This is a genomic window from Tropicibacter sp. S64 (genome assembly GCF_049803835.1).
Lineage (GTDB): Bacteria > Pseudomonadota > Alphaproteobacteria > Rhodobacterales > Rhodobacteraceae > Pacificoceanicola.
In genome coordinates, this window is sequence record NZ_JBNAGK010000011.1 from 53595 (window position 1) to 63263 (window position 9669).

The 9669-nt window shown below is 60.5% G+C and carries 13 protein-coding genes and 1 pseudogene; 6 read left to right on the forward strand and 8 right to left on the reverse strand.

Annotation, left to right across the window (positions count from 1 at the left end; genetic code table 11):
• Positions 1 to 3 precede the first annotated feature (3 nt).
• From ACP159_RS17480 to ACP159_RS17505, 6 genes are read right to left on the reverse strand one after another with little or no spacing between them, the layout of a single operon-like run.
• Positions 4 to 201 (reverse strand): hypothetical protein, encoded by a 198-nt coding sequence (locus tag ACP159_RS17480; protein ID WP_425100988.1) that lies wholly within the window; start codon positions 199 to 201, stop codon positions 4 to 6.
• Between the two features lie 2 nt (positions 202 to 203).
• A complete protein-coding gene (locus ACP159_RS17485) occupies positions 204 to 2588 on the reverse strand; it encodes a type IV secretion system protein B4 (protein ID WP_425100989.1) in 2385 nt (794 codons plus the stop codon).
• Complete coding sequence (locus ACP159_RS17490) at positions 2578 to 2856, reverse strand: type IV secretion system protein VirB3 (protein WP_425100990.1); 279 nt, start codon at positions 2854 to 2856, stop codon at positions 2578 to 2580. Before ACP159_RS17490 ends, ACP159_RS17485 begins: the two co-directional genes overlap by 11 nt.
• A 9-nt stretch (positions 2857 to 2865) precedes the next feature.
• Positions 2866 to 3159: a TrbC/VirB2 family protein gene (locus ACP159_RS17495; RefSeq protein WP_425100991.1), complete on the reverse strand. Its 294-nt coding sequence runs from the start codon at positions 3157 to 3159 to the stop codon at positions 2866 to 2868.
• Positions 3156 to 3890, reverse strand: a complete 735-nt coding sequence (locus ACP159_RS17500) for a lytic transglycosylase domain-containing protein (RefSeq protein WP_425101160.1) — start codon at positions 3888 to 3890, stop codon at positions 3156 to 3158. The genes ACP159_RS17495 and ACP159_RS17500 overlap by 4 nt, the downstream gene beginning before the upstream one ends.
• Entirely contained in the window at positions 3871 to 4206 is a 336-nt protein-coding gene (locus ACP159_RS17505; protein WP_425100992.1) for a hypothetical protein, read from the reverse strand. Before ACP159_RS17505 ends, ACP159_RS17500 begins: the two co-directional genes overlap by 20 nt.
• A 207-nt stretch (positions 4207 to 4413) precedes the next feature.
• Here ACP159_RS17505 and ACP159_RS17510 point away from each other — a divergent pair, with 207 nt between their 5' ends.
• Positions 4414 to 4668 carry a hypothetical protein gene (locus ACP159_RS17510; protein ID WP_425100993.1) on the forward strand — a complete coding sequence of 85 codons (255 nt, stop codon included), beginning with the start codon at positions 4414 to 4416 and terminating at the stop codon, positions 4666 to 4668.
• Positions 4669 to 4681: 13 nt separating this feature from the next.
• Here ACP159_RS17510 and ACP159_RS17515 read toward each other — a convergent pair whose 3' ends face one another.
• Positions 4682 to 5002 carry a type II toxin-antitoxin system RelE/ParE family toxin gene (locus tag ACP159_RS17515; protein ID WP_425100994.1) on the reverse strand — a complete coding sequence of 107 codons (321 nt, stop codon included), beginning with the start codon at positions 5000 to 5002 and terminating at the stop codon, positions 4682 to 4684.
• Positions 5003 to 5007: 5 nt separating this feature from the next.
• Positions 5008 to 5250, reverse strand: a complete 243-nt coding sequence (locus ACP159_RS17520; protein WP_425100995.1) for a type II toxin-antitoxin system ParD family antitoxin — start codon at positions 5248 to 5250, stop codon at positions 5008 to 5010.
• A 169-nt stretch (positions 5251 to 5419) separates the two neighbouring features.
• Here ACP159_RS17520 and ACP159_RS17525 point away from each other — a divergent pair, with 169 nt between their 5' ends.
• The 5 genes and pseudogenes from ACP159_RS17525 (at position 5420) to repB (ending at position 9597) form a co-directional block, all read left to right on the forward strand.
• On the forward strand, positions 5420 to 6076 hold the full coding sequence (locus tag ACP159_RS17525; protein WP_425100996.1) for a hypothetical protein: 657 nt from the start codon (positions 5420 to 5422) through the stop codon (positions 6074 to 6076).
• Positions 6077 to 6286: 210 nt separating this feature from the next.
• The gene (locus ACP159_RS17530; protein ID WP_425100997.1) at positions 6287 to 7129 is read left to right on the forward strand and encodes a hypothetical protein; all 843 of its coding nucleotides are present in this window, start codon (positions 6287 to 6289) and stop codon (positions 7127 to 7129) included.
• A gap of 91 nt (positions 7130 to 7220) precedes the next feature.
• A pseudogene (locus ACP159_RS17535) lies at positions 7221 to 7358 on the forward strand (recombinase family protein); the annotation flags it as partial.
• A 132-nt stretch (positions 7359 to 7490) separates the two neighbouring features.
• Positions 7491 to 8684 carry a plasmid partitioning protein RepA gene (gene repA, locus ACP159_RS17540; protein ID WP_425100998.1) on the forward strand — a complete coding sequence of 398 codons (1194 nt, stop codon included), beginning with the start codon at positions 7491 to 7493 and terminating at the stop codon, positions 8682 to 8684.
• Positions 8668 to 9597: a plasmid partitioning protein RepB gene (gene repB / locus ACP159_RS17545; protein WP_425101161.1), complete on the forward strand. Its 930-nt coding sequence runs from the start codon at positions 8668 to 8670 to the stop codon at positions 9595 to 9597. The genes repA and repB overlap by 17 nt, the downstream gene beginning before the upstream one ends.
• Positions 9598 to 9669: the final 72 nt, after the last annotated feature.

Here is a 9669-nt window from a genome sequence, read left to right on the forward strand (position 1 = left end):
GGATCAGTTCGCAGTGCCGAGGGCGGTGAAGCTGCAGCCGGTATCATCAGGCGCCACGACGGACCCTTTGGTCGAAAGACGCGGCGTGGTTTTCGCTCCTTGTTCATCGAAGCAGTTCGCCGTCGCAGGCTTGTACTCGGCGCAGGCCGACAGGGTGAGCCCGAGGGCAAGAAGCCCTGCACGCAAGGTCATTGTCTTCATCTTCAAAGTCTCCAGAAATCCGGGCGGTCGCGGTAGTCGCTGCCCACCAGTTCCTCGCCCTTCTCCATGCCGCCGAGGATGGTCACGAGCGGCCCGAGGTTTGAGAGATCTGCATCGATCACCACCGAGCCACGGTCGTCCCGCACAAGCGCGAGCCGAGAGGACGAACCGACCCCGAGGAGGATATCGAGCTCCTTCTCTGACAGTCCCAGCATGGCGTAATCGGCCTCGCTGGCGCGGATGTTCGGCAGCAGGATCTGCGTTGGAACCGCCTCGACGATGGTCTTGCCGGTGCGGGTACGTTCGAGCTGGCTTGCGTATTGGGTCATCATCACGACGACTGCGTTCTGTTTCCGGGCGGTGACGAGCCAGTTTGACAGCCGCTCCGCGAAATACGCGTTATCCAGCGCCTTCCAGGCCTCGTCGATCAGGATGACGGTCGGCTTGCGATCCTCGATCACCCGTTCGACGCGGCGGAACAGGTAGGAGAGCACCGCCATGCGCTCCCGCTCGCTCTCGGAATCGAGGATGCCGGTCAGGTCGAAGCCGGAAATGTCGCCCGCGAGGCTGCCCCCCAACTTGAACGTGTCCTGCGGGTTTGTGCCGAAGATCCAGCCGTAGCGGCCTTCCGCGGTCCATTCCTGCATGCGCTCAAACAGATCGCCGTCGTCATCGGTCGACACCAGCAGCGAGGCAAAATCCGACCAGTTCCGAAGACCTTCATGGCTCGCCGAGGCGTTCTGGCGTACGACCTCCTGCAGCCGGTTGGTCTGCACCGGCGTGAGAGGCCGGTCGCGGCGTTCGAGCAGTGTCGCGAGCCAGTCCGCAAGCCAGGCCTGCCCGCGCGCATCGGTCTCGGTCTGGAGCGGGTTGAGCCCTGTCGGGCGCCCGGCCCGCACGGTCGAATAGCTGCCGCCAAGCGCCCGCACCGCCATTTCCATGCCGGCGCGGTAGTCGAAGACAAAAAGCCGTGCACCCGCCCGCCGCGCCATCGCCATGAGGAAGGCCGCGAGCACGGACTTCCCCGAGCCGGGGCGTCCAAGGATCAACGTATGCCCGCCGGTCGGCTCACGATCCGGCGCGCCCTGTTCGTGGAAGTTGAAGCGGAAGCCGCCGCGTTCGGGCGTCGGGAAGAGCGTGATCGGCAGGCCCCAAGGCACATCGCGCCCCGGTTTGCCCAAGGGCGTGCGGTGCAGCGTGGCCAGATCCGCAAAATTGTGGTTGGTGATGGCCGCCTTGCGGCTCCGCGCCCCGGTATTGCCGGGATGCTGGGCCATGTAATGCGCCCGCGCGCCGAAGCCTTCGGAAATCAGGTTGATGCCGCTACTCGCGGCGATGTTGCGCACCTCGGCGCAGATATCGTCGAGCTCGGCGCGCGTCCTGGCATAGACCGCAACGGTCATGTGATGCTCGCCAAAGATCAGGCGCTTGGATTCCAGATCGTCCTGCGCGAGTTCCAGCTCCTCGGCGAGGCTGACCGCCCCGTCATTGGCGGCCTGCATCAGCCGCAGCTGCCGTTTGATGCGGCCCGCCATGATGTTCGAGTTGATCGGCACGAAGGAATGCGTGATGACCATGTCGACCGGTAGGTTCAGCTCGTCGAGCATCAGCGCATCGGTCTTGGCCGGGTAGTTCTTTACCGCGAAGATCGCACCGAACTTCTCGCCTGCGGCGCCTTCGGAGAGGCGGATCGTCGGCCCGTCGAAGGTCGCCCGCGTGTTGGCAACATCCTCGGCCAAAATCCCGAAACGGGAGCGTGGGAACAGCGGGTGTTCGCAGCCGGTATTGAGGCTGCCGAGAAAGCCAAGCAGCGCTCCGGACTGTGCGGACAACAGCCGAGGCTTCATCTCGTCGAAGGTGGAGAGGATGAACCCCACGACCTCGTCAAGCTTGCGCATGCGCCGCGCGGTGTCCTGCGCGAGCCGCGCCCGGGAGGAGCCAGCCAGAAATGGCAGCCCCCTGCCGGTTTCGGGACGCTTCAGCACCGTGAGTGTCAGCGTCTTGTCACGCAGACCAGACGCGCGCAGATGGGTGCGCCAGCGCCGGTCGATCTCACCCGCGAAGCCCGCATCCTCAATGGGTGGCAGGTCCACCTCGACCGCTTTCGAAACCTTGTGCAGGTAGAAGGAAAAACCCGTCCCGGCCTGCGCCACGATCCCGGCCATCAGCGCGCCGATGCGGTCGAGATGCGCATCCTCGTTCGTGGTGCTGTTCAACCCTTCGAGCCGGATGCACTGCATCAACTCGTTGCCCCGCGTGCGGATCACCGTGTCGCTGACAAGGCTCACATAGGGCAGCATCTGCGACAGGCGCTTCTCGCCCGCCACCCAGGACGGCAGCACCGTCGCGAGATCGAGGTTGTCATCATATCGGCTATCACGGGGCATAGCTGTCACCCCCGTGATGCTTGCGATTCCGGGTCGGCGGCGTCTCCTGCAGGGTGATCACCAGCACGTCGAGGAAGTTCGGATCCCAATCGGCGGCCTTCCAGAGCGCGGGCCAGGCGATACCGGCGATCAGCACCACGACCCAGCTCTGCACCCAGAGGACCAGGAGCGTCGAGCCGAAGAGCCAGACCATGGCATACATGATCGGCAGGCCCATGAGCTTGGGTGGCCTCAGAAGGCCGATGAAGACGCGCGACTGGTCTGTCATGGCCTTGCCTCAGGGGGTGGTCCAGATGGCGGCAACGATGGTCGGTGCGGCGGCGATGCCCGCGATTGCCACCACGACCCAAAGCGCTTGCCGGAAGTCGAGGATGCCGAAGAGCCAGGACAGGAACACGCCGATCAGCGCCAGCGTGCCGATCACGATGCCCAAGGGGCCGGTGATGGCATCGACGATGCCCTGCAACAGGGTCTGCACCGGCGAGAGGTCGATGCTTTGCGCAAAGGCAGGTCCGGCGGCAACGATCAGCAAGGCCGCCGCAACGGCGGTCACATTTACAGGTCTCTTCACGAAATCTCTCCTCTCAGGCGTTTCATCACGGCGGTCACTTTCGCCACGTGGCCCATGGTTTCCTTGTAAGGGGGAATGCCGCCGTGGCGGTCGACCGCCTCGGGTCCGGCATTGTAGGCGGCGAGCGCCAGGCGGCTGTCGCCGAAGCGGGACAGCATCATCAGCAGATACCGCGCCGAGCCGTCGAGGTTCTGGCGCGTGTCATGCGGATCGACACCCAAAGCCCGCGCCGTGTCCGGCATCAATTGGCCGAGCCCAATGGCCCCGGCGCCGCTCAGGGCGCGCGGATCATACGCGCTTTCGATCTCGATATTGGCCCGATAGAGCGCAGCCCAGTCGGTGACCGTCAGACCGGCACGGCGCAAACCGGGATGACCGGCATAGCGAAAGGCCGTCGCCTCGATGGCGGTAAGAATGTCGGGATGCGCAAGGACGGGTTTCGGCACTGCTACATCAGCGACCGGTTCGTCTTTTTTGCGCTTGGAGAAGAGAAAGAGCCTGTCGCCCGGCTCAGGCGACGCGTCGTTGTCCGCGTCAAGTGACCGATTCAGGCCATCACGCGCAGCAGCGGCGTCGATCAGTCGCCCATCCTGGCCGACCGAAAATATGAATCCGCCCGAGTTCGACTGTGCCAGCAGGGCCGAGGGTGCGGAACAAACACCTGTACCCAGCAAGACAAGCGTCGCAAAAACGCGGCAGGCGGTCAAACCCTCAGGGCTGGACGGCCGCAGGCCTGCCCGAGACTTCGTGGGGCACACGCCCGCCCTCTTCGAGCGGGATGGACACGACACTTGCGCCCATGTCGGCCAGGAAACTGACAAGGCCGACGATCGTCTTGAACTCGCGGACCTTGAGGTAGCTGCGCGAGGTGACGAGCAGCTTTTCGTCCCGGCCATCGGCAGAGACCGCCCGCACGGTCCAGATGCCGTACCAGCTGTTGTGGCGCTTCTCGGCGCCTTCCTTGCAGATGACTTCGGCGCGGTAACCCTGGCCGAGCAATCCGCGCAGTCCGTCTTCGGTGACCACATTCGGTGCTTCTTCTAACATGACCTCCCCTTGGACCTCCTCATCATGAGTAGCGACCCGCGGGGCAATTCCACGCGGGCAATACAAAACAACATTAATGCTTGCAAGACGATTTATTCGACTTGACCAACCGGATTTGGCTGCTTTAAACGGCTAGCGCACGAATGCGTGAATTTGAAGGGACAAAGGGGTTTTGCCCTACACATGTTTTGTGTCGAACGATCCCACATGCTTGGTATGGCGGCGCTGTTCGTGACCGTTGCACAGATGGCAAGCGCCTGTATCGCCCCGGAAAAGCCCTACCTTCCCGCGCGGCCCGAAGACGTCCGCGCCTATGCCGATCTGCTGCGGGCGGATTTCGAAGGCTACATCGCCGATATTCAGGATTACTTCCGTTGCCTCGATGCCGAGCGCCAGCGCGCCTTCCGCGAGGCGCAGGAGGTCAGCCGGGACTATGGGCGATTGGTCGAGATCCTTGAGTGAGGGCCTTCACGCATCAACCCGCGTCAAGGTCCTCATAATAAACGAGGGCCGGCATGTTCCGGCGCTGGTGCACGATCCGCAAGATCACTGGCGCACCATCGGCAGCGTCAAGTTGCTTGAAGAAAATCACGTGGCGCTGGCAATTGACGGATCGCATTCCCGGCAAAAAAAGGCTTCGGTCCCGGCCGATGCCCGGGTCTTCGGTGATCCGCTCGAATGCCGTGACCAGATGACGGTAGTAGACCAGCCATTGGTCCCTGCCCCACGTCCGGGCCGTGTAGTCACGGATGTCTTCCAGATCGGACCTTGCTGATCCCGAGAGGCGAATGGTCATGCCGTTCAGCGGTCAAAGGCATCTGGCTCGAAAGCCCTCGCGTCAAATTCCGCGAAATCGCCGTTCTCAGCCAGGGCGGCCGCCTGTTCCAGTTCGGCCTTGAGCGCATAGAACTGACGCGCGCCGTCCTTTTCCATCAGCATCCTGATGCCCGCGCGCACAACCTCGCTGACATTGGCGTAAGCGCCGGACTCGATCTGCGTCTGCACGTATTTTTGCATCGGCTCGGTCAGGTGGACGTTTGGCATGATGCACTCCTTATATGCTCGATCCTATCAGATACTGACATAACCCGGCAAGGATTGGGTGCTGGTTGACCGGTTTGACGCGCAAGCATCAAAGTACATCAGATAAATCCGATTGCTGTCGTTTATGTTGTATTGTATTCGCCCGAACAGTTTTGTGGGGAGTCGATACATGAAACCCAAGTTCAAGCAGCTTGCCTTGGCTGCGGCAGTGGCCCTATCCGGCCAGATACCAATGGCCGCACCGGCCAGCGCCTACCAGGTGGACTGCGCCATCCTGCTCTGCCTTGCGGGCGGGTGGCCAGCCTCGGCCCCTTGTGCGCACGCACGTGCAGTGTTCATCCGCCGGATCACCCCTTGGCCTGTCGAACCGCCGCTGCAAATCTGGCGCTGCCCTTTGGGCGCGTCGTTTGTACCCGTCGAAACACCCGGCCCGAGCGAGCGCCTGTTCAAAGCCGCCAATTGGACGGCCCTGCCCCGGCAGTCATTTCCTGCGGATGCGCCGCTCCGCGAGGTCCAAGGCACGGACCGAGCGGATGTGGACATCTCGGATGAGACGTTTGACTTCGTGCGCAGCATCCGCGTGTTCCACATCCAGTATAGCCAACGCGAAAACTGGGAAGGCGAGTGTACACGCAGTGATGCGACCCGGCTCGGAATCTACGGCATCCAAGGCGATTATCACTGGACCTTGTCGAAGGCCTCCGAAGTCCCCTCGGCATCCAGGCTGCGGATCCCAAGCGGCTGCAGCAATTACTTCTACCGCTCGGTCTTCGTCGAATGGCGTGACCACGCCGGACATTACGGCTCGGAAGAGGTCCGCTATTGACCAAATCCGGGTTCGTCCCCCTGCGGACCTGATCACCCAATCCCCTTAAACGAACACGACGCCAGACCGAAGTCCGACGCCGCGCTAGATCACTCTTCCATGCCTGAGTGTTCTAGCCGATCGTCTGCAGCCCTGCAACCAGCAATGTCGTTTTGCTGGCAGAAATGTTGTTACCTCACGATCTGACGTCGCCTCCTTAGGAGACGACCCATGACCCTCACAACCGGCTCGATCCTGCGGCAGATCCTACGATGTGATCTGTCCGTGTCCGCCCACAAACTCGCGACGATCATCCTTGACGGGATCGCCTGGAAAGACGGCTACAACGGGCTCGAGCGTGGCACTGCCGCGTTCACGCTCGCGTCTTTGGCCGACGAGATGGGCGTTAGCCGCCAGCACCTCTCGACTTTGCTTGCCGAACTTGCGGCATCAGAGCTTCGCATCGAGCGATGGAAACCGAACGGCAAATTCGCGCCCTGGCTCTTCCGGTTCGGTTGCGCGTCAGAGGATCAATCACAGCATTTGGCGTCAACTGGGCGCGACACATCACTATCTAGAGAATCTAATAACAAAACTATCTTCTCGGGAAAGATCGAGATCACTCCGGGATCGAACGTCCATCGCACGACCTGGGCCGCGCTTATCAAGGCAGCGAAGGCCGCTCTCCCCTGCTGGAACATCGACACGCAGACGATCTGGGATCGCTTCATGGCCTTCAACACTGCCCGCGGAAATACCTGCGTCCCGGCGGGCTTCCTGCTGGGCTTCATGCGCCGGTGGCAGACCTCGGTTCAGCGGAAGCCCGTGCCGCCGAAACCTGTCGACCGACCCAAGGCAGCGGCACAAACTCATCAATCCGAGTTGTCCAGATTGGCGCAACCGGCGCCGGTTGCGAACCGCCAGTTCCACGCTGCGGACCTGCAGCGTAAGATTGGGTTTGCGGCCTATAAGGATCGGGTTAGAGCCATGGGCGAACGTTTCCGATGCAGCGAGTTTGCTGCTTTGCTGGCAGTTCATGGAGATGCCGTAAGGTCAGGTGAGATCGGACCATGAGTGGAGGTTCAGACCGAAACCGAAGCCGCCCGCCACACCCGGAAGCGTCCCAGCCCGGTCACTTCCTGAGCCAGACTCTCAGACTCCATGGCCCGTTCTTGCCCGCGTGCTGGAGCGAACCACCACAGGCGACACGCTGGATGGCGTTCGGATTGACTGGCTTGCGCGGTCTATGTCGCACCTGCTTGAGGTGATCAATCAACTGTTGGCCAAGAGGGTTTTTCTGAAAATGACGCTTGTGTTGGCCTAACCGATTGCCACTAAATCTAGAAAGTGCTTGCACGAATCTGGTTGGTCGGGCAATAGTCTCGAAAAATATCGCGCGGTCACATAAAAAACGCGCCCACGGATCGAGGCAGACATGAGCGAAGTAGAGCAGGATCTAGACATCGCCATCGGGCACTACGCTGAACTTCTCGCGTCGAACCTGCATGCTCAGCGCGCTGCCCACTTCCCTCCGGATGCCAAGAAGGTGATGCGCACATTGACCAGCGGCGAAGCTGCTGAGCTCCTTGGCGTCGACCATACATATCTTCGGAAGCTTCATCGAGAAGGAAAGATCGTTGACGTCGAGACGACGGCTGGAAGTCATCGCCGCTATACGCTCGACGATATCTGGGAAATCCGGCAGACGCTTGAAGGAAACGCAAAAAAGTCTGGAACTTACGTCCCTGGACGTCGTGACGGTGACGAGCTTCAAGTCATTTCAGTGGTGAACTTCAAGGGCGGGTCCGGCAAAACGACAACCTCTGCTCACCTCGCTCAGCGCTTGGCGCTCAAGGGGTACAGGGTTCTTGCGATCGATCTCGACCCCCAAGCATCTCTCTCGGCTCTTCATGGAATCCAGCCAGAACTCGACCTTATGGAGGGCGGAACCCTCTATGATGCCGTTCGCTACGACGATCCTGTTCCAATCGCCGAAGTGATCCGCAAGACCTACATCCGCGGCCTTGATCTTATCCCGGGCAACCTTGAACTCATGGAGTTCGAGCACGAGACGCCTGCCGCTATCCAGCAAGGCGGAGCGAAAGCGTTCTTTGCAAGAGTTCGTGACGCTCTCGATAGTGTTGAAGCAAACTACGACGTTGTCGTGATCGACTGCCCGCCGCAGCTTGGTTTCTTGACGATGTCAGCACTTTCTGCGTCCTCGGGCGTCCTGGTGACGGTTCACCCGCAGATGCTTGACCTCATGTCGATGTCCCAATTCCTGCGAATGACGGCTGATCTTCTGGGAGTGATCAGGGATGCAGGCGCCAATCTGCGCTTCGATTGGCTGCGCTTTTTGCCAACGCGATACAAGGTCGGCGACGCGCCACAAACCGAAGTCATCGCTTTCATTCGCGGTCTGTTTGGGAGGTCGGTCATGACCAATCACATGGTTGAATCGACCGCAATTTCCGATGCCGGTTTGACCAAGCAAACGCTCTACGAAGCTGACAAAAAGGACTTCACGCGTCAGACGTTTGATCGTGCGATCGAATCCATGAACGCAGTGAACGATGAGATCGCTGAAATCATCCAGAACACATGGGGACGGAATGGCAAGAAAGCCTAAACTTGGCCTGCCGCTGCAGACCCTTCGCAACGCTCCTGACGCTCTTGAAGGGCGCCGACTGCGTGGCGGTGTATTTGAGATCGATTCGGCGCAGATTGTTACCGAAGGACGGTTGGATGACAGGCTTCAGATTGAAGTTGAGGGCCTGAAAAATTCTATTTCCAAGAACGGTCAACGGGTGCCTGTCTTGGTCCGACCACTGGAAGGTGATCGCTACAACCTGATTTATGGCCGCAGACGCCTGGAAGCATGTCGCGAACTCGGTATCAAAGTTCGAGCCATCGTCACGGAAGTTGAGGGTGATCAAGCGCTTCGAGATCAGCTTCTCGAGAACCAAGAGCGTCGTGATCTGAGCTTTATTGAGCGTGCGCTTGTCGCGACGGCGCTTCTGGATGGCGACCATTTGGAAGGGGCTGAGCGCACCAATCGTGGTGTCGCCGAAGTCCTTAACCTCCACGAAGCTGGGGTTTCACAGCTCTTGAGTGTCGTTCGGACGGTCGGCGAGGATCTCATCCAGGCAATTGGTGCAGCTCCTGGGATTGGTCGCCCGAGATGGGAAGAGCTCAAAAAGGCTTTGGGTGCCTACGACGGTGATCGAGACCAACTGCAAGCCGTAGCTCAAGCAGCCAAGTCCGAAAGTTCCGGCTCGGTCGATGAGGTTTCTGAGCGTGCGTTTCTCGCAGTTCTGGAAGCTGCGAAGAGCGCGGGGAGGAAGGCAAATCCGCCTCGCAAGGGCGCGCCTGCTTTGGCGATCCCCGGTGTCGGAGCTGCGACAGTCAAGACCGGCCGCCAAGGCAAGCAGCTAAAACTCGATCTGACTACGGATGAACCTGATTTTGTCAGCTGGTTGGAGGGCAATGCCCCAAAGCTGATTGCCGAGCTTCATGAGCGCTGGAAGCGTTCAGGAGACTGAGGAAGAGCAACTAAAAAGAAGGAGGCACGATAGAGGCAAAAAGAAAAAAGGCCCCGAGAAGCAAGCTTCACG